We start from the raw sequence: 24,821 nt of genomic DNA, 5'->3' as shown, positions 1-24,821 counted from the left end.
GTCGACCGGTGAGGACGGCCCGGGCGGCAGGTCCCGAACACACAGCAAATGCTCGTCCCAGCCGCGAGCGGTACGCGTCAGGCGTACTCCTTCGTGGCCGACCCCCGGTCGGAGGCCGGGGCCCGCTCGGGCAGCGACCGACTCCCGGTCGCCGGCGCACAGCGCGTCGGAGGCAGGAGCCAGTCGTGAGCGGGACGGGACGGGTGCAGACCTCCGTCACAACATCACGAGGAGCACGCCCGCACATGGCACGTCTAGTCGGCGTCGACCTCCCCCGCGAGAAGCGGATGGAGATCGCGCTCACCTACATCTTCGGCGTGGGCCGTACCCGCGCTCTGGAGACGCTCGCCGCCACCGGCATCTCGCCGGACAAGCGCGCCCGGGACCTCACGGATGAGGAGCTGGTCCAGCTCCGCAACCACATCGAGGGCAACTACAAGGTTGAAGGCGACCTGCGCCGCGAGGTCGCCGCTGACATCCGCCGCAAGGTCGAGATCGGCTCGTACGCGGGTATCCGGCACCGCCGGGGCCTGCCCGTGCGTGGCCAGCGGACCAAGACCAACGCGCGGACCCGGAAGGGCCCGAAGCGGACTGTCGCCGGCAAGAAGAAGCCCGGCAAGAAGTAATTCTTTAACCGGAATTCTGGTCGTTCTCCGCCGAGGTAGGCCGGGCTCCAACCGGAACCGGTGTCTACGTAATCAACGGGGCGACAAGCCAGAACCCATTCAGGAGCGCACAGACTTATGCCACCGAAGGCTCGTGCCGGAGCCGCAGTCAAGAAGGTCCGGCGCAAGGAACGCAAGAACGTCGCCCACGGGCAGGCGCACATCAAGAGCACCTTCAACAACACCATCGTCTCCATCACGGACCCGACTGGTGCGGTCATCTCCTGGGCCTCCGCCGGCCAGGTTGGCTTCAAGGGCTCCCGCAAGTCGACCCCGTTCGCCGCGCAGCTGGCCGCCGAGGCCGCCGCGCGTCGTGCGATGGACCACGGCATGCGCAAGGTCGACGTGTTCGTAAAGGGCCCCGGCTCCGGCCGGGAGACCGCCATCCGTTCGCTGCAGGCCGTCGGGCTGGAGGTCGGGCAGATCTCCGACGTCACCCCGCAGCCGCACAACGGGTGCCGTCCGCCGAAGCGTCGTCGGGTCTGAGAGGTAGAGAGAGATGGCTCGTTACACCGGTGCTGACTGCCGCCGTTGCCGGCGGGAGAAGATGAAGCTGTTCCTCAAGGGCAGCAAGTGCGATGGCCCGAAGTGCCCGTTCGAGTCCCGGCCGTTCCCGCCCGGGCAGCACGGCCGCGGCCGCACCAAGGAGACGGAGTACCTGCTCCAGCTCCGCGAGAAGCAGAAGGCCCGCCGCGTCTACGGCGTGCTGGAGAAGCAGTTCCGCGGTTACTACGAGGAAGCCGTCGGCAAGCAGGCCAAGACCGGTGAGGTCCTCCTGCAGATCCTCGAGTCGCGGCTGGACAACGTGGTCTACCGGGCCGGCTACGCCAAGTCTCGCGACATGGCCCGCCAGCTGGTCAAGCACGGCCACTTCACCGTGAACGGCAAGAAGGTCGACATCCCGTCGGCCCGCGTCAAGGAGCACGACATCATCGAGGTCCGGGGCAAGAGCAAGGAGCTCACCCCGTTCATCGTGGCGCAGGCCGAGGCCGGCTCGAAGTCGGTGCCGGCGTGGCTGGAGGCGATCCCCAGCCAGATGAAGATCCTCGTGCACTCGCTCCCGAGCCGCCAGGTGATCGACACCCAGGTGCAGGAGCAGCTGATCGTCGAGCTCTACTCCAAGTAAGGGCTCGTTGCGGTGGTCCGCCCCTGCGGGGGCGGACCACCGGAACAGTTTGTGTCGTGGGCGTCAAATAGCGGGCGCCCCGGAAGAGAAGAGAAGACATGCTCATCAGCCAGCGACCGACCCTCTCCGAGGAGTCGATCAACGAGACCCGGTCCCGGTTCACCATCGAGCCGCTGGAGCCGGGCTTCGGCTACACCCTGGGCAACTCCCTGCGGCGTACGCTGCTGTCGTCGATCCCCGGCGCGGCCGTGACCTCGATCAAGATCGACGGTGTGCTGCACGAGTTCACCACGATCCCCGGTGTCAAGGAGGACGTGGTCGAGCTCGTCATGAACATCAAGGAGCTCTGCGTGAGCTCCGAGCACGACGAGCCGGTCAGCATGTACCTGCGTAAGCAGGGCCCGGGCGACGTGACGGCGGGGGACATCCAGCCGCCGGCCGGCGTCTCGGTGCACAACCCGGACCTGAAGCTCGCCACCCTGAACGGCAAGGGCCGGCTCGACATGGAGCTGACCGTCGAGCGGGGTCGGGGCTACGTCACGGCGGCGCAGAACAAGCAGGCGGGCGCCGAGATCGGCCGGATCCCGGTCGACTCGATCTACTCGCCGGTCCTGAAGGTCACCTACCGCGTCGAGGCGACCCGTGTCGAGCAGCGGACCGACTTCGACCGGCTGATCATCGACGTCGAGACCAAGCCGTCGATGGGCCCGCGCACCGCGCTGGCCTCCGCCGGGTCCACGCTGGTGGAGCTGTTCGGGCTGGCCCGGGAGCTGGACGAGACCGCCGAGGGCATCGACATCGGCCCGTCGCCGCAGGACGCCCAGCTGGCGGCGGACCTGGCCCTGCCGATCGAGGAGCTGGACCTCACCGTCCGCTCCTACAACTGCCTCAAGCGCGAGGGCATCAACACCGTTGGTGAGCTCATCGGGCGTACCGAGGCCGACCTCCTCGACATCCGTAACTTCGGCCAGAAGTCGATCGACGAGGTCAAGATGAAGCTCGCCGGGATGGGTCTGGGGCTGAAGGACTCGGCTCCGAACTTCGACCCGGCGCACGTCGTGGACACCTTCGGCGAGGCCGACTACGACACCGACGACTACCGCGAGACCGAGCAGCTCTAGATCGCGCTGCCGCCACATCTGAGGAGCACCGAGAATGCCCACGCCCACCAAGGGTCCCCGCCTCGGCGGCAGCCCCGCGCACGAGCGGTTGATGCTGGCCAACCTGGCCACGTCGCTGTTCCAGCACGGCAAGATCCAGACCACCGAGACCAAGGCCCGGCGGCTGCGCCCGCTCGCGGAGCAGCTGATCACCAAGGCCAAGCGCGGTGATCTGGCCTCCCGGCGTCGGGTGCTCGCCGTCGTCAAGGACAAGGACGTGGTCTACGCCCTGTTCGACCAGATCGCGCCTCGGTACGCCAACCGCAACGGTGGCTACACCCGGATCGTGAAGACCGGGCCGCGCAAGGGTGACGCCGCGCCGATGGCGATCATCGAGCTGGTCGAGGAGCTGCAGGTCGCCGAGCCGAAGGCGAACAAGAAGACCGCTGCCCGCAAGGCTGCTCAGCAGGACAAGGTCGAGGCGCTCGCCCCCGAGGAGGAGACCCCGCGGTCCGAGCCGGTCGACCAGGACGCCGAGGCGCCGGTCTCCGCGTCCGGCGACACCGCCGAGGCGCGCGAGGACAGCGACCTCGCCATCGAGGAGAACAACGAGAACAAGGCCTGATCGAAGGCTTTGGTCGGGCCCGGCACCCCTGGTGGGTGCCGGGCCCGAATCGTCACAGGAGGTATGAGGGTGGACGGGCGCACCCGGCTACGGCTGGACGTGTCGTACGACGGGACCGACTTCTCCGGCTGGGCCGTGCAGCCGGACCGGCGTACGGTCGCGGGCGTACTCGGTGAGGCGCTCGACCTCCTGCTCGGCGCGGGCACCGCGACCGGGCTGACCGTCGCCGGGCGCACCGACGCCGGCGTGCACGCGACCGGTCAGGTGTGCCATGTGGACCTGCCCGGCGACGTCTGGCAGGAGCGGAAGTCCACACTGCTGCGCCGACTGGCCCGGCTGCTCCCCGTCGACGTCCGGGTTCGGGCGGTCACCGAGGTGCCGGCAGAGTTCGACGCCCGTTTCTCGGCCACCTTCCGGCGCTACGAGTACCGGGTGACCGATGCCCCGTACGGCGCCGAGCCGCTCCACCGTCACCTGACCCTGGCCTGGCCGCGACCGCTCGACCTGGATGCGCTGAACGCCGCCGCGGCCGGTCTGGTGGGGGAACACGACTTCGCTGCGTACTGCCGACGCAAGGAGAACGCCACCACGCTGCGTGAGGTGACCCGGCTGGACTGGCGGCGGGAGCCGGACGGCCTGCTGGTCGCCACCGTGCAGGCCGACGCGTTCTGCCAGGCGATGGTCCGCAGCCTGGTCGGCGCGATGCTCGTCGCCGGGGACGGCCGGCGGCCGGTGGAGTGGCCGGCGAGCCTGCTCTCCCACCGTGAGCGCTCCAGCCACGTGACTGTCGCGCCCGCGCACGGGCTGACCCTGGTGGCCGTCGGCTACCCGGACGATCCCGCCGGGTACGCCCGGCGCGCGGAGGTCACCCGCCGTCTGCGGGTGCCCGCGGAGGCCTAGCTCAGTTGTCTGCTGACTCGTCGTCGTCCGGCGATCCGTCGTCCGTCGGCGAGTCGTCCACGCCGTCCTGCACGCCGGTGGTCGCGGACGGGCCGGCCGTGGGCTGCGTCGCGCTGCCACCGTCGGCTCGCCGCTGGAGCACGCTCCGGTTGAGGTGCAGCTCGATCATGTCGAACAGGACCTCGCGCGCCTTCTCGTCGCCGGACTTGATCGCCTCGCCGTCGCTGCGCGTGACCACGGCGTACGCCAGGTAGTGGCCGCGGACCTGCCAGCCGACGCGGGCCGGTGCGCTCGCGATCGCCTCGGTGTCCGCACCGGCCGCCATGCCGCGGAACCGTCCCTGCCGCTCGTCGAGCAACTGGCGGATCCGGTCGCGGACCCGTTCGGCGCTGGCCCGGTCGGTGAGGTTGAACAGGCCAGTGGTGACGAGGTGATCGCCGTCCGGGGTACGAAGTGTGCCCCGCACGACCTGGTTGCAGCCGAGCCGGACCAGCAGGTCGGCGATCTCGTCGGTGGCGGCGACCGGGCAGCTGGCGCTGGCCTGCGTCTTCAGCACCTTGTACGCCGGCTGGCCGTCAGCGATGACGAGTTCCTTGCCGGCGAAGAGCTCCTTCGTGGTCAGCGGCGCCTGGTCGACGTCCCGCGAGTCGAGGTTCTCCTCCTCGGCCGGGTCGGCGGACGGATCGGCACCGGCCTGGTAGTTCGGCGTCAGCTGCGGCGTCGGCGTCCGGTCGGCGAGCAGGGCGGCGGCGCCGAGCCCGCAGAGCGCGAGTAGCACCAGGACGGCCGCGCCACCGACGAGTACCTGCCAGAGCCGGCCGCCGCCGGCCCGGGGGACGGGCGTGGTCGCGGACGGCTCCGGCGTCGGGTCGGCCGAGACGTAGACCTGGGACGAGGGCGGCGGGGCGGGGACCTCCGCCCGTACCGGTGGCGCGGTGGGGGTCTCCGCCGGCGCGGGCGGCTCGGTCGGCGCCGGCTGCGGTTCGGGCGCGGGCGCGGGCGGGGCCATTCGTGTCGCGCGGGGCAGCGCCGGGGTGGGGAAGCGGGACGGAGATGGTCCGGCCGGAGGTGGCGGACCGGCGCCGAGCATGGAGTCGGACCCGCGCTCCGGGTCGTCCACGAAAGCGTCCTCATCGAACTCGTACCGATACACCATGTCGCCAAGAGTAGGAGCTATCGTCCCTTTAGGTGGTAATTACGCAAAACTGTGGCGGACTGGTGTCGGGTCATCTGCACAACGCCGCGACGACACGGTTCGTAACGGATCGAGACCCGCCCTGGCGGAGCAGCCCTCGGGGCGTCGCCGGGCCGGAGCAGGGCCGGTGCGAGAATTGCCGGCGTGACCGGCGACCACTACTTCACCGCTGAACCGACGACCGCCGCACGCCCGCGTGAGGTCGAGTTCAACGTCGCCGGCCGTGACTACTCACTCGTGTCGGCGGCCGGGGTCTTCTCCGCGGACCGGCTGGATCCCGGTACCGCGGTGCTGCTCCGCAAGGCCGAGCTGCCCGAGGTCGACAGCACAGGTGACCTGCTCGACCTCGGCTGCGGATTCGGCCCGATCAGCTGCGTACTGGCCGACAGCGCCCCGGCGGCGACCGTGTGGGCCGTCGACGTGAACGAACGGGCGCGGGCCCTGGCCACCGCCAACGCCGAGCGGATCGGTGCCGCGGACCGGGTGCGGGTGCTCGCCCCCGACGACGTACCGGCCGAGGTCCGCTTCACCCAGCTCTGGTCCAATCCGCCGATTCGGATCGGCAAGGACGAACTGCACGAGCTGCTCCGGCGCTGGCTGCCCCGGCTCGCCCCGGACGGCGTCGCCTGGCTGGTCGTCGCCCGCCATCTCGGTGGCGACTCGCTGCACCGCTGGCTCGTCGACCAGGGTTGGCAGGTCGAGCGGTACGCCAGCCAGAAGGGTTTCCGGGTGCTGCGCGTCGGCCGGTAATTGGATGTACCCGGGCAGGGAGGCTAGGGCAGGATCCCGGCGTGGGTTACGTGGACGTGGCGGCGGTCGGGCACATCCTGCCGGACGGTCGGGAGCTCTTCAACGAGGTGTCCTTCCGGGTCGGTGAGGGCGCGAAGGTGGCGCTCGTCGGGCCGAACGGCGCGGGCAAGACGACGCTGCTGCGGATGGTTGCAGGTGACTTGCCGGTGAAGACCGGCGCGATCGCGCGTACCGGCGGTCTCGGCGTGATGCGGCAGTTCATCGGCATGATCGGGGACGATTCCACGCTCGCCGACCTGGCGCTCTCGCTCGCCCCGCCCGCACTGCGCGCGGCCGGCCGCCGGCTCGCGGACACCGAGGCGGCCATGCGGGAGGCCGAGGTCCGCGGCAAGTACAGCACCGCCGCGGGCAAGGCGCAGCTGGCGTACGCGGACGCGCTCGCCGCCTGGGGCGAGGTCGGCGGGTACGACGCCGAGGTGCTCTTCGACACCGTCGCCACCATCGTGCTCGACCTGCCGTGGGAGGCGGCCCGGGACCGTCCAGTCCGGACCCTCTCCGGGGGGCAGCAGAAACGCTTCGCCCTGGAACTGCTGCTACGCGGCCCGGACGAGGTGCTGCTCCTGGACGAGCCGGACAACTTCCTCGACGTGCCAGGCAAGCGATGGCTGGAGGGGCGGCTGCGCGAGTCGGCGAAGTCGGTGCTCTACGTGTCGCACGACCGCGAGTTGCTCGCCCGTACGGCCGACCGGGTGGTCGCCGTCGAGGGAGGCAGCGCCTGGGTACACCCGGGCGGCTTCGCCAGCTGGCACGAGGCACGGGTGGCCCGGCACGCCCGCCTGGACGAGCTGCGCCGGCGCTGGGACGAGGAGCACCAGAAACTGCGCGAGCTGATGCTGATGTACAAGCAGAAAGCCGCGTACAACGACGGGTTGGCCTCGCGCTACCAGGCGGCGCAGACCCGGCTGCGGAAGTTCGAGGAGGCCGGTCCGCCGCCCGTACCGCCGAAGGACCAGGACATCCGGATGCGGCTGACCGGCGGGCGGACCGGCAAGCGCGCGATCGTCTGCGAGCAGCTGGAGCTGGACGGCCTCACCTACCCGTTCGACCTGGAGATCTGGTACGGCGACCGGGTCGCGGTGCTCGGCGCGAATGGCACCGGCAAGTCGCACTTTTTGCGGTTGCTGGCCCGCGGCGGCACCGACCCGGACCCGGCGAACGGCCCGGTGGACGCCGGGCTCACGCTCGCGCCGGTGGCGCACGACGGTGTGGCCCGGCTCGGCGCGCGCGTCCGGCCGGGGCACTTCTCCCAGACGCACGACCGGCCGGAGCTGATGGCGAAGACCCTCGTCGAGATCCTGTGGCGGGGTGACGAGCACCGGGCCGGGATGGACCGGCACCCGGCGATGGCGGCGCTGTCCCGCTACGAGCTGGCCGGGCAGGGGGACCAGCGGTTCGGCACGCTCTCCGGCGGCCAGCAGGCGCGTTTCCTGGTGCTGCTGCTGGAGCTGTCCGGGGCGACCCTGCTGCTGCTCGACGAGCCGACCGACAACCTCGACCTGGCCAGCGCCGAGGCGCTGGAGGCCGGTCTGACCGCGTTCGAGGGGACGGTGGTCGCGGTGACCCACGACCGCTGGTTCACCCGTACCTTCGACCGGTTCGTGCTCTTCCGGGGTGACGGCGAGGTGGTGGAGACACCCGAGCCGGTGTGGGACGTGAAGTGACCGGCATCGGGCTGCCGGCCGCCCGCCCGCGCACCGGCCAGCAGGCATAGAGTCGATCTCGTGACTGACATGACCTACCGCCGGCTGGGCGACTCCGGGCTCGTGGTGTCCGTCGTCGGCATCGGCTGCAACAACTTCGGCCGCAAGCTCGACTTCGACGGCACTCGCGCCGTGGTGGACGCCGCGCTGGACGCCGGGATCAACTTCTTCGACACCGCGGACATCTACGGCGAGCCGCAGGGCAGTTCCGAGGAGCTGCTCGGGCAGGCGCTCAAGGGCCGCCGCGACGACGTGGTGGTGGCCACCAAGTTCGGCATGGACATGAACGGCCTGAACGGCCCGGACTTCGGTGCCCGGGGCGCCCGGCGTTACATCGCCCGGGCCGTCGAGGCGTCGCTGCGCCGGCTCGGCACCGATTACATCGACCTGTACCAGATGCACGAGCCCGATCCGGCCACCCCGATCGACGAGACCCTCGCCGCCCTGGACGACCTGGTCCGCGCCGGGAAGGTGCGCTACCTGGGCAACTCCAACTTCTCCGGCTGGCAGATCGCGGACGCCGACTGGGTGGCCTCGTCCAACGGCCGGTCCCGGTTCATCAGCGCGCAGAACCAGTACAGCCTGGTGGAGCGCTCCGTCGAGACCGAGGTGGTCCCGGCGTGTGAGCGTTTCGGGCTGGGGCTGCTGCCGTTCTTCCCGCTGGCCAACGGGCTGCTCACCGGCAAGTACAAGCGGGGCGAGGCGCCGCCCGCCGGCAGCCGGCTCGCCGGTGGTGGCCGGTACGCCGCCCGGCTCGCCGCGGCTGATTGGGACCGCATCGAGGCGATCGGCCGGTACGCGGACGAGCGCGGCCTCACCATGCTCCAGGTGGCCATCGGTGGGCTCGCCGCCCAGCCGGCAGTGACCTCGGTGATCGCCGGGGCGACCACCCCCGAACAGGTGCTCGCCAACGCGGCCGCCGGGGTGTGGCAGCCGACCGACGAGGACCTGGACGCCCTGCGCGAGATCCTCTGACCGCAGCCGCAGCCGCAGCCGCAGCCGCAGCCGCAGCCGCAGCCGCAGCCGCAGCCGCAGCCGCAGCCGCAGCCGCAGCTGCTGTTGCTGCCGTTGCCGTTGCCGTTGCCGTTGCCGCTGGCGTTGCCGCTGGCGCTGGCGCTGGCGCTGGCGACCGGCTCGGCCGGAGGCGCACGAGTGCGGCTCGACTCTGTTCCGGTCGACTTTGTCCCGGTCGACTGTGTTCCGGAGAGGCCTGATACCTCAGCGGCATATTGATGCCGCTGAGGTATCAGGCTCACCGCGGTTTGCGCGGGTCGCCGGAGCAACCCCGGCGACCTCGCGCCGTGCGGCTCACCCGTCCGTGCGGCTCACCCGTCCGAGCGGCTCATCCGTCCGTGCGGCGGCGGGTGAGCAGCATCGGCAGCGCCACCGCCAGGGCGGCGAGCACGAGGACCGACAGCCCGATCGGCCACCACCAGGCACTCCCGGCACCCGAGGTGGCCCGGGCGTCGGCCGCCGGTGCGGTGGCCGCAGCCGGCACCGCCGGCGCGGGCGACTGGGCGGGGCGGGCCTGCACCTGCGCGCTGGCCTCGCTCCTGTTCGGGGCCGGGGCAGCGACCGTCACCCGCCAGCGGCCGGGGGAGAGGAGCGGACCGCTGGTGTAGAAGCCCTGGCCCTCGGGCGCCGGTTCCAGTTGCAGCGGCCCGACGCGCTGCCCGTCCGGCCCGACTGCGGTCAGCGTAAGTCGCACCAGCTGGTCCAGCCGGTGGCCGTCGGCGTACACGGCCTGCACGGTGACCCCGTCGGCCCCGTCACCGGCCACGGTCAGTTTCAGCTTCCCGGTATGGGCAGCGGCCGGCGCCGCGGTCAGGAGGATCAGGGCCAGTCCGGCGAGCAGGGCGGCGAGCGCCTTCCAGGTACGCGTCACGGACGTCTCCTCACTGCGGATACGGGGGGCGGCCCCTCCCCGGCGCGGGTGCGCCGGAAAGGGGCCGCCATCGGATCAGAGCCGACGGCCCGGAGCGAGCCGGGTGACGTCGCCGCCCAACCGGCCGGCCCCGGCGACGGGTTCGCCGTCGTTGGCCTTCACCCCGGCCTTGCTGGCCGTGCCGCCCAGTCGGACGATCATGGCGTCGGCGTCCCGGACCAGCACGTCCCGGATCTCACCTTCGGCCACCAGCGTGGCGTCGGCGGCGAGCTCGCGGAAGGCGGTCAGTTGCTTGATCGCCTTGTCGTCGTTGCCGGCTGCCTCGGCCTTGCGGGCAGCGTCGAGCTTCGCCGTCAGCTGCTTGTGCGCCTTGGCCGAGAGCCGACCGGTCGCCTTGAACCGGTCCAGCAGGTTCTGCATGTCCCGGAACGAGGTGGTGACGAAGAACCGGACCGCGGAGGTGGTCTCGTTCCCCGCCTTGTCGGTCGCGGTGACGGTCAGCTCGTGCAGGCCGAGCGGCAGCTCGTACATGGCCTGCAGCGTGCCGCTCGCGTACGGCCGGCCGTCCAGCTCGCCGGTCACGCTCGCGATGCCCGAGGTCGGGTCGACCGCCTGCCAGGACACCCGGACGTCCTGGCTGTCGCCGTAGAGCTGGCCGTCGGCGAGCCCGGAGACCAGCAGCGTCGGCTTGGTGCCGTCGATGCGCACCACCGCCGACTTCAACGTCTCGGCGTTGCCCGCCTTGTCGGTCGACCGGAACAGCAGCTCGTGCTGCCCGTCACCGGTCACCTCGACCGGCTCCGAGTACGGCGTCCACGCGCCACCGTCCAGCGACCATTCAACCGACTTCACACCGGAACCGGCGTCGGTCGAGGTCAGCACGACCGGGATGGTCCCGTCGTGCCAACCCTCGTCGTTGGCCGGAGCGAACGTCGCCGAGGTCACCGGCGCCGTGGCGTCGATCTTCACGGCGACGGTCTTCGTCGACTCCACGTTGCCCGCCTGGTCGGTCGAGCGGAACCGCAGTTCGTGCTCGCCGTCCCCGCTCACCGGGACCGGCCCGGTGTACGCCGTCCAGTTCTGCGCCCCGTCCAGCTGGTACTCGGTGCCGGCCAGGCCGCTGCCGCCGTCCTCGTCGGTGGCGGCCAGGGTGACCGTCACCGGCCCGGTGTGCCAACCCTCGACCGGGGTGCCCGTGACGGTGGCCGTGGTCACCGGAGCCGTCTCGTCGGCGACCTCCGTGCTGAGGCGGAAGTAGTCGAACACGGCGGTCTTCGAGGCGGTCTGGTTGGCCCCGAGGGTGAACAGACCCACCTTCGGGGTGGCCCCGACCGCGCTGTTGGTCAGCGCCGTCAACGACGTCCAGGTCGTCCCGTCCGCCGAGTACGACGCGGTGAAGGTGTCACCGCTGCGGGCCAGCCGCAGGTACCACACCGAGCCGGTCAGGTTCGCCGCCTCCGGCTGCGGGTTCTGCACCGTCCCGCCGATCTCGCTGCGGAACTCGATCCGCCGCGTCACCGGCTGGCCGGGCTGGTTGTCCACGATGTAGTCGAACTTCAGGTAGTTGTCGTCGTCGGCGTGCACGATCAGACCGGCCTGCTGGTACTGCTCGTTCAGCTGGCTGCCGTCGACCTTCGTCTCCAGGGTCCAGTCGCCGGACGGCGCGGTCTGGAGGATGAAGTTCGCCGGCCCGGTGTTGTCGGTGCCGTAGATGTCGCCGTTGGGCACGTCGATCCGCAACGCACCGTCGCTGACCCGGTAACCGGCTGCATTCTCCCGCAGGATCGCGTCCCACCGGCACTTGTCGAGCGTGGTCCCGGTGAACTCGTCGGACGGCTCGACCGACCCGGCCGGCTCGTCCGGCGAGACCTGGAACCAGTCGAAGGCCGCGTCGACGACCGGCGCGTCCGTGCCGCCGTTGAGGGCGAAGACCCCGATCCGCGGGTTGGTGATCCCGGCGAGCGCGGCCGACCGGCCGACCGGGGTGAAGGTCTGCCCGTCGGCCGAGACGGCCGCGGTCAGGTTCGTCCCGTCACTGATCAGTCGCAGGTGCACGGTGTCACCCGTCGGTGCGGCGGCGCTGTCGGCACCCTCGTTGCGTGGCGTGCCGGCCGTCTCCCGGATGAACTCCACCCGGCGGCTGCCGTTGTACAGCAGGTCCAGCTTGGCGTAGTTCTCGTCGTCGCCGTAGATCAGCAGACCGGCCTGCTGGTAGTTGGCCGTCACCGGCAGGGTGACCCGGGTGGTCGCCTGCCAAGCCCCGGCCGGTGCCGGCTGGAGCACCAGGTTGGTGGCGTCGTTACGGGCACCGTAGAGGTCACCCACCGAGGTGGGCAGCCGCAGGACACCGCCGGAGACCGAGTAGAGCTGGTTCTCCCGGACTATGGTGCTCCACCGGCTCTTGTCGAGGCTGTCGCCGTTGAAGTCGTCCGACCGCGCCCCGAAGCAGGACGTGTTCGGCGCGTCCACCCGCACCGCAACGGTGGCGTACGACTTCGCGCCCTTGCTGTCCGTCACCGTCAGGGTGGCGGTGAAGGTACCCGGGCTGGTGTACGTGTGGGTGGCGTCCAACGTGGCTGCGGTGCCGCCGTCACCGAATTCCCAGGCGTACGTCAGCGGGGTGTTCCCCTCGGCGTCGGTGGCCGTGCCGTCGAAGGCGACGGCGAGCGGCGCGGTGCCGGTGGTCGGGGTCGCGGTGGCGGTGACCACCGGTGGTGCGTTCTCGGTGACCCCCCGACCGAGGAAGTCCATCCAGTTGACGTTCAGCAGCGAGCCGGCGCCGCCGTTCGGGTCCTTGGCGATGAAGTACAGCGTTCCGCTGGCGGCGCCGGTGACCGGTGCCGTCACGTCCGTGTACGTCTGCCAGTCACCGGTGCCGGGCACGGTGGCCTGCGCGACCAGTGGCCCGTCGACCGCTCCGGCGCGGACGTCGATCCGGCCGCCGGTGGTGGCCGAGGCCGCGCGGAACCGGATGTCGCTGATGTTCGTCAGGTTCGCCGGGGCCACCGACCACCAGTCGCCGTCCTCGATGAATCCGATGTTCTGCCCGCCGCCCGCGGTGTCGCCGGTGGTCTCCCGCTGCACGCCCGGGTCACCGCCGCCGGTGCTGCCCGGCGCCCGTCCGGTGGCCGTGAAGTACTCGGCCTGCTTGCGCTTCGGCTGGAGCTGTTCGATCGCCCGGCCGGTGAGCGCGCCGGCACCGCCGGTGCCGCCGTCGTCGGTGTACGTCGCCTCGAAGACGCTGAAGACGTTCGCCTCGGCGCCGTGCCCGGAGGCCAGCGACGTCTGGACCGTGCCGGTGCAGCCGGTGTGCTGCTCCAGCGGGTGGGCGTGCTCGTCGTGGCCGAGCAGCACCTGGAGCTGGACCCGGTCGCAGTCGATCTCGCCGTCCTCCGGGTCGGTCACCTTGATCGTGTAGCGGACTTGGTCACCCCAGTCGAAGAAGCCGCCGTCCGGCGGGAACTCGATCTGCACGGTCGGGGCGGTGTTGCCCACGGTCACCGGCACGTTCGCGACCGCCGTACGGCCCTTCGGGTTGGTGACGGTGAGCTGGGCGGTGAAGTTGCCGGCCGTGGCGTACGTGTGCGTCGGGTTGGCCTCGGTGGAGGTCTGCCCGTCGCCGAACGTCCAGGCGTAGGTGAGCGTGCCGCCGTCCGGGTCGCGGGAACCGGCGCTGGAGAAGGCCACGGTCAGCGGTGCCGGCCCGGAGGTCGGTGCGCCGCTGGCCACCGCGATCGGGGCCCGGTCACCGGCGATGTAGTCGATCCGGTAGACGCCGGAGTTGTCGTTGTTACCGCCGAAGCCGCTGCCCCACTCGATCAGGTAGAGCGCGCCGTCGGGGCCGAACTCGAAGTCCATCGGCCGGATCAGGCTCATGCCGGTGAGCAGCTGGTTGATGTCGACCAGCGACTTGCCGTCGGCGGTCAGCTGCATCGTGTACATCTTCGACTGGTTCCACTCGCCGAGCAGCGCCTTGCCGTCGTAGTAGGCCGGCCACTTGCGCGCCGAGTTCAGCTCGGCGTCGTACCGGTAGACCGGGCCGCCCATGGGGGCACCGCCGCCGCCGATCTCCGGATAACGCGCGTCACCGGCGTACCCGTAGTCGACGGTGGCCGGCACGACCGGCGGGAGGTTGGTGAGACCGGTGTTGTTGGGCGAGTCGTTCACCGGTGCGGAGCAGTCGAACTTCGCCCCGCTCGGGCCGGACGGGAAGGTGTAGTCGTTGTACGCCTCGTTCGTCCCCGTGCAGTACGGCCAGCCGTAGTTGCCGGGGCTGACGATGTTCCACTCGACCAGGCCGCGGGGGCCCCGGTTCGGGTTGTCGGCGTTCGCGTCCGGTCCGTAGTCGCCGACGTAGAGGGTGCCGGTCTTCGGGTCGGTGCCGATCCGGAACGGGTTGCGGAAGCCCATCGCGTAGATCTCGGGACGGGTCTTCTCGGTGCCCGGCGGGAAGAGGTTGCCGGCCGGGACGGTGTACGTCCCGTCGTCCTCCGGGTGGATCCGGAGCACCTTGCCGCGCAGGTCGTTGGTGTTGCCCGCGGTGCGCTGCGCGTCGTAGTCCTGCCGCCCCGGCCGCTCGTCGATCGGCGTGTAGGCGTTCGACTCGAACGGGTTGGTGTTGTCGCCGGTGGCCAGGTAGAGGTTGCCGGCATTGTCGAAGGTCATGCTGCCGCCGGCGTGGCAGCAGGTGTTGCGCTGGGTGTCGACCCGGAGCACCTGCTTCTCGCTGGCCGGGTCGATGGTGTCGCCGGTCACCGTGAACCGGGACAGCAGGTTGCGCGCGATCCCGTCGTTCGGGGCGTAGTACAGGTAGACCCAGTTGTTGGTGGCGAAGTCCGGGTCGAGGCGGATGCCGATGAGGCCGTCCTCGTTGCCGGTGAAGACGTCCAGGTCGACCGCGGTGACCGTGTTGCCGGTGTCCGGCTTGACGATCTGCACCCGGCCGTCGCGCTCGACGTAGAAGACCCGCCCGTCCGGGGCGACGTCCAGCTCCATCGGGTTGCTGGTGTTGCTGTCCAGCGTGACCTTCTCGAAGCTGGCGGTCTTCGACGCGCCGCAGTCGGCGTCGACCACGCCGGCCGCCGTCTGGATGCCGCCGAGCAGGTGCTTGAGGAACTCGGGCTCGGCGTACGACTCACGGGTGTGCCCGCCGCCGGTGTACCAGGACCGACCGCCGTCGAAGTCCTGGCACCAGGCGGTCGGGTGGTCGGCGCCCATCGCGCCCGCGCCCGGGTTGTAGCTCTTCTCGTCCAGGCTGGCCAGCACGTGCACGTCCGGCCGCGGGTTGGTCTGGAAGTTGTACCACTCGTCGAACCGGGACCAGCGGTCCGGCAGTTCGGCGGTGGACGGGTGGGCGTGGTCCTCCACCTTGACGGTGGCCTGCTGGTTCTGCGGGTGGTTGGCGAAGTACGCGCCGACCAGGTCGCCGTACCAGGCCCAGCTGTACTCGGTGTCCGAGGCGGCGTGGATGCCGACGTAACCACCGCCGGCCTTCACGTAGCGCTCGAAGGCCGCCTGCTGGTCGGCGTCGAGGACGTCGCCGGTCGTGGAGAGCCAGATGACGGCCTGGTACTTCGCGAGGTTCGCGTCGGTGAACGCGCCGCCGTCCTCGGTGGCGTCCACGGTGAAGCCGTGCTCCGCGCCGAGCTGCTGGATGGCGGCGATGCCGGTGGGGATGGAATCGTGCCGGAACCCGGCCGTCTTCGAGAAGACCAGCACGGAGAAGGACTCGTCGGCGGCGGCCTTGGGCAGCGCCTGGCTCGCCGGCGCGGCCGCGGCGGCCTGAGCGGCTCGCGCGGTGGTCGCGCCGGCGGTCGGTGCGGCCTGTGCGGCCGACGTGCCGAACAGGGCCGTCGAGGTGAGGGCGAGGGAGAGCAGGATGGCTGTGATGGGTGAGCGGGCACGACGAGTGCGGGACACGCCGCCTCCTATGTCGCGGTGGACAGGGGATCGCGGGGGCCGGCTCGCCGAAGACCGTCCCGGGGTGGGGTGGTGCGGGCACCGGGCCATGGCGTCCGCACCAACATTTTTGTCGAATCGCTGAACAAATTAATTCCGGTGGATGCGTGTCGGGCAAGATGCCAGACGGTAACGGTTTGGCAACGGCAGGCGACATTCCGAACAGGACCGCATGAAGCGCCCCCGGCGGAACCCCGCCACCGCTGTCGCCGGTCTCACCCTTGGCAGCGCCGCCGGTCTGTCGTACGGTGGCGGAGCAAGTGACCCACGGGAGCCCGGTGGACCGGGCTGAGAGGGGGGCTGTCAGCCCCCGACCGTCGAACCTGATCCGGGTAATGCCGGCGCAGGGAGGAGTGTTGCCGTGCCGTCCCTGGGACGACTGCATCTCATCACCGACACCCGACCCGGGCGCGATCCGCTCACCGTGGTCCGGGCCGCCCTGACCGCGGCCCGCGCGGACCTGGTCGTGCAGGTCCGGGTCGAGGACTCCGCCACCGACCGCGAGACGTACGACCTGGCCCGCCGGGTCGTCGCGCTCTGCGCGCCGTACGGGGCGACCTGCCTGGTCAACGACCGGCTCCACGTGGCGCTGGCGGTCGGCGCGGCCGGCGGGCACGTCGGCGCGGACGACCTGCCCGTCGCGGCGGCCCGGCACGTGCTCGGCCCGGCCGCCGTGCTCGGCGCCACCGCGCGTGAACCGGGCACCGCCGCCGCGGCGGTCACCGCCGGTGCCAGCTACCTCGGGGTCGGCCCCTGCCGGCCCACCCGCACCAAGGAGGGACTGCCCCCACCGATCGGCATGGCAGGCGTACGCGCGGTGGCCGGGGCGGTCGACGTCCCGGTGATCGCGATCGGCGGTGTGACCGCATCCGCCGTACCGGAGCTACGGGCAGCCGGGGCGTACGGGGTGGCTGTCGTCGGCGCGCTCTCCGGGGCGGCCGACCCGGCCCGCGCCACGACCGAGCTGATCGAGGCGCTGACGTGCTGAGCGCCCGGTCCACGTCGACCCCTGCCGGCGACGTGGCCCGGGCGGACGTGGCGGTGGTGGGTGCGGGACCGATCGGTCTCGCCGTCGCCTGGCGCTGCGCCGCCCGTGGGCTACGCGTGACCGTGCACGATCCCGCCCCCGGCTCGGGGGCCTCGGCGGTCGCCGCCGGCATGCTCGCCCCGGTCTCGGAGGCGTACTTCGGCGAACGGGACCTGACCGGGCTGCTGGTGGAGTCGGCCGGCCGCTGGCCGGCGTTCGCGGCCGAGCTGACCGAGGCGACCGGTGTCGGCCTCGGCTACCGCACCGACGGCACCCTGCTGGTCGGGTTGACCGCCGACGACCTGGCCGAGGCGCGGCGGCTCTGGGCGTACCAGCAGGAACTCGACCTGCCGGTGACCCCGCTGCGCCCCTCGGAGCTGCGCGACCGCGAGCCGGCGCTCGCCCCCCGGGTGCGCGGCGGTGCGTTCGCCGCGACCGACCACCAGGTGGATCCACGGCTGCTGGTGCCCGCGCTGCGCACCGCCGCCGAGCGGGCCGGGGTCGTGCTCGTGCGCGGACCGGTCCGCGCGTTGTCCGATCTGGACGCCACCGTCACCGTGGTGGCGGCCGGCTGCGGTGCCGCCGCGCTCACCGGGTTGCCGGTCCGCCCCGTCAAGGGGCAGGTGCTCCGGCTCCGCGCGCCCGGTGGCGGCACACCGGGCTTCCGGCACGTCATCCGCGGGTACGCCGACGGCGAGCAGGTCTACCTGGTGCCCCGGGCCGGTGGCGAGGTGGTGGTGGGCGCCACCGTCGAGGAGCGCCGCGACACCGACGTCTCCGCCGGGGCGGTGCTCCGCCTGCTCCGGGCCGCCGTGGATCTGCTGCCGGAGCTGGCCGAGTACGACCTGATCGAGACGGCCGCCGGGCTGCGCCCCGGCACCCCGGACAACGCGCCGATCCTCGGCCCGTTGCCGGGCCGACCGGACGTGCTGGCGGCCACCGGCCACCACCGGCACGGCATCGTGCTCACCCCGGTGACCGCCGACCTGATCGCCGACCTCGTGACCACCGGGGTGCCCGATCCGTTGCTCGCCCCCTTCCGGCCGGACCGGTTCACCGGCCCGTCCGGCTCGGTGGCCGCAGACCGGGGCGAACCTGCCCGGACGAGTGAGGAGGACCCGTGGAACTGACGGTGAACGGCGCCGGGCGGACGGTGCCCGGCGGTCTGACTGTGGCAGACCTGGTACGCGAGGTCGCTCCGCAACAGCGCGGAGTGGCGGTCGCGGTCAACGGCGAGGTGGTGCCCCGGACCGGCTGGCCGGAGACCCCGCTGCGCGACGGTGACCGGGTCGAGGTGCTCAGCGCCGCCCAGGGCGGGTGAGCGCCGTGACGTTCCGACTCGACGGGGTGGAGTTCACCTCGCGGCTCATCCTCGGCACCGGCGGCGCGGCGAACCTGCACGTGCTGGAGGAGGCCATCCGCGCGTCCGGGACCGAGCTGGTCACGCTCGCCCTGCGTCGCGTGGACACCGCCCCCGGCATGGGTGGGGGGCTGCTGGATCTGCTGGACCGGTGCGGCGTGCGGCTGCTGCCGAACACGGCGGGCTGCTACACGGCGGTCGAGGCGGTGAAGGTTGCCCGGCTTTCCCGGGACGCGTTCGACACCGACTGGATCAAGCTGGAGGTGATCGGCGACGAGCGCACGCTGCTCCCGGACGGGGTGGAGCTGCTGCGCGCCGCCGAGGAACTGGTCGCCGACGGGTTCACCGTGCTGCCGTACACGAGTGACGACCCGGTGCTCGCCCGGCGGCTCGCGGACGTGGGCTGCGCCGCGGTGATGCCGGCGGGCGCGCCGATCGGGTCCGGGCTGGGCATCAGCAACCCGCACCACATCCGGCTGATCCGGCAGGCCGTGGACGTGCCGGTGATCCTGGACGCCGGCATCGGCACCGCCTCGGAGGCGGCGCTGGCGATGGAGCTCGGCTGCGACGCCGTGTTGCTGGCCAGCGCGGTGACCCGGGCCGCCGACCCGGTGGCGATGGCCACCGCGATGCGGTACGCGGTACAGGCCGGCCGGCTCGCCGCCGGGGCCGGCCGGATCCCGCGCCGCCACCACGCCCTCGCCTCCACCCCGGGCGAGGGACGGCCGGACCTGTGAGCGGGCCGTCGCCGGTCGCCGCGTCCGACCGTGTGCCGGCCCCGGGCCCGGCACAGCAGGTGGACCTTGGTGCGGAACGGTCCCTCAGCGGGCGGTCACGTTCCAGGCTCTCGTCGGATCTGCCCTCCGGCGTCGTGGTGCTCACCGATCGGAGGGCGGCGCGCCGACCGCTCGCCGCGGTGGTCGCGGCGGCGGTCGCCGGGGGAGTGCGCTGGGTGGTGCTGCGGGAGAAGGATCTGCCCCGCGCCGAGCGAGCCGCGCTCGCGGTCGAGCTGCGGGCGATCCTCGCCGAGGCCGGCGGCACGCTGATCGTCGCCGGACCCGACCCGCTCGACGGCGGCGCCGTGCACCTGCCCGCCGCCGGCCCGTACCCGCCGCCGCGCGTCGGGCTGGTCGGTCGCTCCTGCCACGACGAGGCGGAGCTGCGCCGGCTCACCACCGAGGACTACGTGACCGTCTCGCCCGTCTACCCGACGCGCAGCAAACCCGGCTACGGCCCACCGCTGTATCCGCATCGGCTCGCCTCGCTCATCGGACGAAGCCCGGTCCCGGCGCTCGCCCTCGGCGGCGTCGAGACCCCCGAGCACGTCACCGCCTGCATCCGGGCCGGCGCTACCGGCGTCGCCGTCCTCGGCGCGATCATGCGCGCCGACAACCCCCACCAGGCAGCCGCCACGCTGACCAACGCCGCCGCCAAGGCGACCCGACAGGCGCTTCCCCCGCCCGCGGCCTCCGACGAGGCGACTCGACAACAGCCGGTCACCCCGTCGACCAGCGCCTTCGAAGAGGCAGCCACCCCGGTGCCGAGAAGCCGGCAGGCGACGACGGACGTGCCCACGACGGGGCTGCGGCCGACCGTGCCCACGCAGGGATCAAGCCTGACCGCCCGGAGTGGGCACGGTCGGCCGCAGCCCTCAACAGCGACCACGACAGCGCCCCCGGGAGCGGGCGAGTGACGCCGAGAACAGTCCTCACGATCGCCGGATCCGACTCCGGCGGCGGAGCCGGCATCCAGGCCGACCTCAAGGTCTTCGCGGCGCTCGGCGCGTACGGCACGAGTGTCCTCACCGCCGTGACCGCGCAGAACACGCGGGGCGTCGACGCCGTCCTGCCCCTGCCGCCGGCCGCCGTGACCGGTCAGATCGAGAGCGTGCTGACCGACTTCACCGTGGGCGCGGTCAAGACCGGCATGCTCGGCACGCCCGCCGTCGCCGACGCGGTCGCCGCAGCGGCCCGGGCCGGCCGTCTGCCGCACCTCGTCGTCGACCCGGTGCTGGTCGCCACCAGCGGACACCCGCTCGGTGTGGTCGCCGCGGTGGAGCGGCTGCTGCCGTACGCCGAGGTGGCGACGCCGAACTGCGCGGAGGCCGCAGCCGTCACCGGACGCCCGGTGACCACGGTCGAGGAGATGGTGACCGCCGCAGTGGCGCTGGCCGCCGGCGGCCCGGCGCACGTGGTGGTCACCGGCGGCGACCTCGACGGCGGCGAGGCGGTCGACGTGCTGCACGGCAACGGGGTGACCACCCTGCTGCGCGGCCCGCGGGTCGATACCCGGCACACGCACGGCACCGGCTGTTCGTTCTCGGCGGCCATCGCCGTCCGCCTCGCGCTGGGCGACCCGGTGCCGACCGCGGTCGCCGTCGCCAAGGAGTACGTGAGCCGCGCGCTGACCGGCGCGCGGCACTGGGAGTTGGGTGCGGGACGTGGCCCGCTGGACCACTTCGGATGGTCCGCTTGAGCACCAGGGAGGGTGTCATGCAGGCACGACGCAAGGTGTACGTGGAGGGGTCCCGGCCCGAGATCCGGGTGCCGTTCGCCGAGGTGACGCTGACCGGGGACAACCCTCCGGTCCGTCTCTACGACACCTCTGGGCCGGGATCCGACCCCGAGGTCGGGCTCGCGCCGCTGCGCGGTCCGTGGATCGCCGAGCGGGGAGACGTCGCTCCGGTGCGGGGAGCCGGCACCCCGCTCGCCGGTGTGGACGGCCGCCGTCCGACGCAGCTCGCGTACGCCCGGGCGGGTGTGGTGACGCCGGAGATGGAGTTCGTGGCGATCCGGGAGGGCGTGGCGCCCGAGTTCGTCCGCGACGAGATCGCGGCCGGCCGGGCGGTGCTGCCGCTCAACGTGAACCACCCGGAGTGCGAACCGGCGATCATCGGCAAGGCGTTCCTGGTCAAGGTGAACGCGAACATCGGCACCTCGGCGGTCAGCTCGTCGGTCGCCGAGGAGGTGGAGAAGCTGACCTGGGCCACCCGGTGGGGCGCGGACACGGTGATGGACCTCTCCACGGGCAAGCGGATCCACGAGACCCGCGAGGCGATCGTGCGGAACTCGCCGGTGCCGATCGGCACGGTGCCGATCTACCAGGCGTTGGAGAAGGTCGGCGGCGACCCGGTGAAGCTGAGCTGGGAGGTGTTCCGGGAAACCGTCGTCGAGCAGGCCGAGCAGGGCGTGGACTACATGACCGTGCACGCCGGAGTGCTGTTGCCGTACGTGCCGATGGCCGTCGACCGCGTGACCGGCATCGTGTCCCGGGGTGGGTCGATCATGGCGGCCTGGTGCCTCGCGCACCACGAGGAGAACTTCCTCTACACGAACTTCGAGGAGCTGTGCGAGATCCTCGCGCGCTACGACGTGACCTTCTCCCTCGGTGACGGTCTGCGCCCCGGCTCGATCGCGGACGCCAACGACGAGGCGCAGTTCGCCGAGCTGAAGACCCTCGGCGAGCTGACGAAGGTCGCGTGGCGGTACGACGTCCAGGTGATGATCGAGGGCCCGGGTCACGTGCCCATGCACAAGATCAAGGAGAATGTGGACCTCCAGCAGGAGTGGTGCCACGAAGCCCCGTTCTACACGCTCGGGCCGCTGACCACCGACATCGCACCGGCGTACGACCACATCACCTCGGCCATCGGCGCCGCGATGATCGGCATGTTCGGCACCGCGATGCTCTGCTACGTCACCCCGAAGGAGCACCTCGGGCTGCCCGACCGGGACGACGTGAAGGCCGGCGTCATCGCGTACAAGATCGCGGCGCACGCGGCCGACCTGGCCAAGGGGCACCCCGGCGCCCAGGCGTGGGACGACGCGCTCTCCAAGGCGCGGTTCGAGTTCCGCTGGGAGGACCAGTTCAACCTGGCGCTGGACCCGGAGATGGCGCGCTCGTACCACGACGCGACGCTGCCGGCCGAGCCGGCGAAGACCGCGCACTTCTGCTCGATGTGCGGCCCGAAGTTCTGCTCCATGAAGATCACCCAGGAGCTCAAGGAGTACGCGGCCCGCGGCATGAGGGACAAGTCGCAGGAGTTCGTCTCCGGCGGTGGGCGGGTGTACCTGCCGCTGGCCTGAGCCGCCCGGGGCGCACCTTCGGCGTCCCGGCCGTACGTCCCGCCCTGGTGCGGTCGTCGTCGTTCACGGCGACGACCGCACCAGGGGGTGGGTTCAGTTCCGGTGATGGCGGCCGGACGAGCGCAGCGAGCGGCGGCCGCTCTCCTGCTCGGGCTCGTTGTCGCGGAGGGGCCGACTCAGGCCGGTCACCCAGTCGACGTACTCCTCTTCCTGTGCCGGCAACGGCTCCTCGGCCGTGCTCTCCGTGTCGGCGCGGGGCCGGTTGCGCCGGAACAGTCCGAGCGGGCTCCGGGCACGCCCGGCGGACTGCCCGGGAACGTCAGGTGCTCCAGCGGGATGGTCGATGGTCGCGTCGGACGCCGCGATGGCATCCTCGGTGGCCGGCTCCGCGTCGGCTGACGCCGGGTTCGCTGTGGCGCCGGGCGGGTCGGTCGACACCGGTCCGGCGCGCCGGGCGCCGGCCAGCGCCTCCCAGCTCGCTGCCCGGTTGAGGTCGGGCAGCGGGGCCCGGTGCCGCGCCCGGGGCATCGGGTCGGACGACTGCGCCGGTACCGGTGGGTGAGTCGACTCGGTGCCGTCCGGCCCGGTGCGCCGCGGGATCGGCCAGGCTGCCTCGACCGGCGAGGTACGGGAATCGTCCTGCGCCGGGCTGTCACCGCCGGACGGGGCCGGGTCCGTGGTACCGGCCGTCGACGGTTCTCCGAGGGTGGTCGTCGGGCCGTGCACGGCCGGGGGGTGGGCCGCGTCCGGCGGCGTTGTACGGGTGGCGCCGTCGCCGCCGGTCGTGGCCGGCGCCGTCTCGTCCCCCGACGGTGAGCCGACGGGGTCGGCGGCCGCCGGGTCGACGCCGTTTCCGTCGACGTCTGTCACGACCGGTTCGGGCAGGTCCAGGACCGGGCCCGCGTCAGTCGCCGCGGTGGCCCGCGGTTCCGGGGCACCGCCCTGGTCGGTTGCCGCGTTCGCCGTCGTGACCGAGGCCGACCGGGCCTTGCGGGTACGTCGAGGCTTCGGCGCTCGCGTCGACTCGGCGGGGACGGCCGGTTCGTCGGCGGACTTCGGCTGTGCGGGCGCTGTGGTGGCCGGTTGGCCGGCGGGCTCGGTCGTGGCGGGTTCCGCCTCGGCCGGCATCGGCGGGCCGACGTCGATGACCGCTTCCGGGCCCGGCTCGGCACCGGTACGCTGCCGCGTCACCTTCGCGGGATCGACGTTCGGACCGGCACCGGCGGGACGGTCGGGTCCCCCGGCGGCGGGCGCCTCCGTCGGGACAGCCGCCGCGGCGGCAGCGGGTTCGGCGGCGGGCTCCTCGCTCGCGGCGGGTGGCTCGCTCGGCTCGGCCGGGCGGCCGAGCGTCGACGCGACCGTCAGCGGTGCGACGACCGGATCCGCGCCCGGGACGGCGTCGGCAGCGCCGACGGTCAGGTCGACGCCGGCCGACCGGGCGCTGCCGGTCACGTCGGCGGGTGGCGTCGGGCCGGCCGGCAGGGGGCGGGGAGCGGCGGTCGGCGAGAGAGCGTGTGCACCTGTGGCACGCGTACTGACGGGCCGGCGCAGCAGGGCGGCGGCGGCCGCACCCAGGACACCGGCGGCGACCGCGATCAGCGCGCCGTAGTAGGGCGTGGTCTGGTAGCGGTCGATCCCATCGCCCGGACCGGCGGTCAGGTAGGCGAAGGCCACCAGCACCGGGCCGGCCACGCCGGTCGCGCCACTCACCAGCGGTACCTGGCCCCGCCAACGGGCCAGCGCGGCGGTCGCTGCTCCGGCGAGCAGGGCGAGGAGTGGAAGCAGGAACAGCGAAAGCCGCTGTGCCTCGTCCGCGCTGAGCCAGGTCGGCTCGAGCACGCCGAGCCGTGCGGTGCGCAGCGGCCCGGTCGCGCCGAGCGACGGCAGCGTGGAGGTGAGCGCGAGCAGCCAGACCGCGCCGGCGACCGCCGTGATGTTCCAGCCCAGTGGCGGTGTCAGCAGCACGGCGATCGCCGCACCGGCACCGACGACCGCGCCGAGGACGGCGCAGATGCCGACCGCGAAGACCGGGTCGACGGAGACGAGTTCCGCCGCCCGGGCGGGCTGCATGCACAGTGGTGCCACGACGAAGGCGCCCAGCGCGGCGGCGGTGCCGACGGCCAGGACGCGGCCGGTCGTGGCTGGTTCGGTGTCGCGGCGGGCGAGGCGCTCGGTCAGCACCGCGCCGGCCACCGCGGCGTTCGCGGCGAACCAGCCGACCCAGGTGAGCTGGGCCGGCCACTGGTCGACGGTCGAGCCGGTGAAGGAGCCGGTGAGCTGGACGATGCCGAGGCCGTACGCGAGGCCCAGCTGGCCCGCCCCGGCCAGCACGCTCACCCCGAGCGCCGTGAGCAGCAGTCTGCCCCAGGTCCGAAAGGCCATATC

At 72.4% G+C, this 24,821-nt stretch carries 19 protein-coding genes, 1 pseudogene and 1 riboswitch; of the genes and pseudogenes, 16 read left to right on the top strand and 4 right to left on the bottom strand.

All coding sequences use genetic code 11. From position 1 onward, the window contains the following. Positions 1 to 245 precede the first annotated feature (245 nt). The 6 genes from rpsM (at position 246) to truA (ending at position 4,416) form a co-directional block, all read left to right on the top strand. The gene (gene rpsM, locus BXA10_RS00990; protein ID WP_076466650.1) at positions 246 to 626 is read left to right on the top strand and encodes a 30S ribosomal protein S13; all 381 of its coding nucleotides are present in this window, start codon (positions 246 to 248) and stop codon (positions 624 to 626) included. A 117-nt stretch (positions 627 to 743) separates the two neighbouring features. After that, positions 744 to 1,151 carry a 30S ribosomal protein S11 gene (gene rpsK, locus BXA10_RS00985; RefSeq protein ID WP_076466649.1) on the top strand — a complete coding sequence of 136 codons (408 nt, stop codon included), beginning with the start codon at positions 744 to 746 and terminating at the stop codon, positions 1,149 to 1,151. Between the two features lie 13 nt (positions 1,152 to 1,164). After that, the gene (gene rpsD, locus BXA10_RS00980; protein WP_076466648.1) at positions 1,165 to 1,791 is read left to right on the top strand and encodes a 30S ribosomal protein S4; all 627 of its coding nucleotides are present in this window, start codon (positions 1,165 to 1,167) and stop codon (positions 1,789 to 1,791) included. A gap of 98 nt (positions 1,792 to 1,889) precedes the next feature. After that, on the top strand, positions 1,890 to 2,912 hold the full coding sequence (locus tag BXA10_RS00975; protein WP_076466647.1) for a DNA-directed RNA polymerase subunit alpha: 1,023 nt from the start codon (positions 1,890 to 1,892) through the stop codon (positions 2,910 to 2,912). Positions 2,913 to 2,946: 34 nt separating this feature from the next. Next, positions 2,947 to 3,516, top strand: a complete 570-nt coding sequence (rplQ, locus tag BXA10_RS00970; RefSeq protein ID WP_076466646.1) for a 50S ribosomal protein L17 — start codon at positions 2,947 to 2,949, stop codon at positions 3,514 to 3,516. Positions 3,517 to 3,585: 69 nt separating this feature from the next. Next, complete coding sequence (truA, locus tag BXA10_RS00965; RefSeq protein WP_139337857.1) at positions 3,586 to 4,416, top strand: tRNA pseudouridine(38-40) synthase TruA; 831 nt, start codon at positions 3,586 to 3,588, stop codon at positions 4,414 to 4,416. A 1-nt stretch (position 4,417) separates the two neighbouring features. Here the strand turns inward: truA and BXA10_RS00960 are convergent, their stop codons facing one another. After that, positions 4,418 to 5,572 carry a hypothetical protein gene (locus tag BXA10_RS00960; protein ID WP_076466644.1) on the bottom strand — a complete coding sequence of 385 codons (1,155 nt, stop codon included), beginning with the start codon at positions 5,570 to 5,572 and terminating at the stop codon, positions 4,418 to 4,420. A 183-nt stretch (positions 5,573 to 5,755) separates the two neighbouring features. Here BXA10_RS00960 and BXA10_RS00955 point away from each other — a divergent pair, with 183 nt between their 5' ends. The 3 genes from BXA10_RS00955 to BXA10_RS00945 all read left to right on the top strand — a co-directional run bounded on the left by BXA10_RS00955 (position 5,756) and on the right by BXA10_RS00945 (position 9,096). After that, positions 5,756 to 6,361 carry a class I SAM-dependent methyltransferase gene (locus BXA10_RS00955; RefSeq protein WP_076466643.1) on the top strand — a complete coding sequence of 202 codons (606 nt, stop codon included), beginning with the start codon at positions 5,756 to 5,758 and terminating at the stop codon, positions 6,359 to 6,361. Between the two features lie 41 nt (positions 6,362 to 6,402). Then, a complete protein-coding gene (locus tag BXA10_RS00950; protein ID WP_076466642.1) occupies positions 6,403 to 8,082 on the top strand; it encodes an ABC-F family ATP-binding cassette domain-containing protein in 1,680 nt (559 codons plus the stop codon). A 69-nt stretch (positions 8,083 to 8,151) separates the two neighbouring features. Next, complete coding sequence (locus BXA10_RS00945) at positions 8,152 to 9,096, top strand: aldo/keto reductase (protein ID WP_076466641.1); 945 nt, start codon at positions 8,152 to 8,154, stop codon at positions 9,094 to 9,096. A gap of 367 nt (positions 9,097 to 9,463) precedes the next feature. Here the strand turns inward: BXA10_RS00945 and BXA10_RS00940 are convergent, their stop codons facing one another. Continuing rightward, entirely contained in the window at positions 9,464 to 10,006 is a 543-nt protein-coding gene (locus BXA10_RS00940; RefSeq protein WP_076466640.1) for a hypothetical protein, read from the bottom strand. A gap of 75 nt (positions 10,007 to 10,081) precedes the next feature. After that, positions 10,082 to 15,925, bottom strand: coding sequence for a ThuA domain-containing protein (locus tag BXA10_RS00935; RefSeq protein ID WP_076466639.1), 5,844 nt, complete (start codon positions 15,923 to 15,925; stop codon positions 10,082 to 10,084). Positions 15,926 to 16,222: 297 nt separating this feature from the next. Next, positions 16,223 to 16,331: riboswitch (TPP riboswitch) on the top strand. On the opposite strand from BXA10_RS00935, the gene thiE reads away from it, so the two are divergent. From thiE to thiC, 7 genes and pseudogenes are all read left to right on the top strand, one after another. Beyond that, positions 16,326 to 16,952, top strand: a complete 627-nt coding sequence (gene thiE / locus BXA10_RS00930) for a thiamine phosphate synthase (RefSeq protein ID WP_076466638.1) — start codon at positions 16,326 to 16,328, stop codon at positions 16,950 to 16,952. Its footprint overlaps the riboswitch before it by 6 nt. Beyond that, complete coding sequence (thiO, locus tag BXA10_RS00925) at positions 16,949 to 18,121, top strand: glycine oxidase ThiO (RefSeq protein WP_076467290.1); 1,173 nt, start codon at positions 16,949 to 16,951, stop codon at positions 18,119 to 18,121. Before thiE ends, thiO begins: the two co-directional genes overlap by 4 nt. Beyond that, the gene (gene thiS / locus BXA10_RS00920) at positions 18,112 to 18,312 is read left to right on the top strand and encodes a sulfur carrier protein ThiS (RefSeq protein ID WP_076466637.1); all 201 of its coding nucleotides are present in this window, start codon (positions 18,112 to 18,114) and stop codon (positions 18,310 to 18,312) included. The genes thiO and thiS overlap by 10 nt, the downstream gene beginning before the upstream one ends. Next, on the top strand, positions 18,309 to 19,088 hold the full coding sequence (locus tag BXA10_RS00915; RefSeq protein ID WP_076466636.1) for a thiazole synthase: 780 nt from the start codon (positions 18,309 to 18,311) through the stop codon (positions 19,086 to 19,088). The genes thiS and BXA10_RS00915 overlap by 4 nt, the downstream gene beginning before the upstream one ends. A gap of 119 nt (positions 19,089 to 19,207) precedes the next feature. Beyond that, a pseudogene (locus tag BXA10_RS00910) lies at positions 19,208 to 19,777 on the top strand (thiamine phosphate synthase); the annotation flags it as partial. Positions 19,778 to 20,040: 263 nt separating this feature from the next. Beyond that, complete coding sequence (gene thiD / locus BXA10_RS00905) at positions 20,041 to 20,826, top strand: bifunctional hydroxymethylpyrimidine kinase/phosphomethylpyrimidine kinase (RefSeq protein WP_076466635.1); 786 nt, start codon at positions 20,041 to 20,043, stop codon at positions 20,824 to 20,826. A 17-nt stretch (positions 20,827 to 20,843) separates the two neighbouring features. Continuing rightward, positions 20,844 to 22,436, top strand: coding sequence for a phosphomethylpyrimidine synthase ThiC (thiC, locus tag BXA10_RS00900; RefSeq protein ID WP_076467287.1), 1,593 nt, complete (start codon positions 20,844 to 20,846; stop codon positions 22,434 to 22,436). 93 nt (positions 22,437 to 22,529) lie between these two features. Here the strand turns inward: thiC and BXA10_RS00895 are convergent, their stop codons facing one another. Then, positions 22,530 to 24,818, bottom strand: a complete 2,289-nt coding sequence (locus tag BXA10_RS00895; protein WP_076466634.1) for a hypothetical protein — start codon at positions 24,816 to 24,818, stop codon at positions 22,530 to 22,532. Between the last annotated feature and the right edge of the window lie 3 nt (positions 24,819 to 24,821).

It is taken from the genome of Micromonospora avicenniae (assembly GCF_900156065.1).
GTDB classification, from domain to species: domain Bacteria; phylum Actinomycetota; class Actinomycetes; order Mycobacteriales; family Micromonosporaceae; genus Micromonospora; species Micromonospora avicenniae.
The sequence above is the reverse complement of the archived record's forward strand: the minus strand, read 5'-3'. Positions and strand labels throughout refer to the sequence as shown.

Coding starts and splice junctions, on each gene's coding strand:
- BXA10_RS00960 (WP_076466644.1), bottom strand. CDS start 5,572: ATGGTGTATCGGTACGAGTTCGATGAGGACGCTTTCGTGGACGACCCG.
- rplQ (WP_076466646.1), top strand. CDS start 2,947: ATGCCCACGCCCACCAAGGGTCCCCGCCTCGGCGGCAGCCCCGCGCAC.
- rpsK (WP_076466649.1), top strand. CDS start 744: ATGCCACCGAAGGCTCGTGCCGGAGCCGCAGTCAAGAAGGTCCGGCGC.
- BXA10_RS00945 (WP_076466641.1), top strand. CDS start 8,152: ATGACCTACCGCCGGCTGGGCGACTCCGGGCTCGTGGTGTCCGTCGTC.
- thiC (WP_076467287.1), top strand. CDS start 20,844: ATGCAGGCACGACGCAAGGTGTACGTGGAGGGGTCCCGGCCCGAGATC.
- BXA10_RS00975 (WP_076466647.1), top strand. CDS start 1,890: ATGCTCATCAGCCAGCGACCGACCCTCTCCGAGGAGTCGATCAACGAG.
- BXA10_RS00895 (WP_076466634.1), bottom strand. CDS start 24,818: ATGGCCTTTCGGACCTGGGGCAGACTGCTGCTCACGGCGCTCGGGGTG.
- rpsM (WP_076466650.1), top strand. CDS start 246: ATGGCACGTCTAGTCGGCGTCGACCTCCCCCGCGAGAAGCGGATGGAG.
- rpsD (WP_076466648.1), top strand. CDS start 1,165: ATGGCTCGTTACACCGGTGCTGACTGCCGCCGTTGCCGGCGGGAGAAG.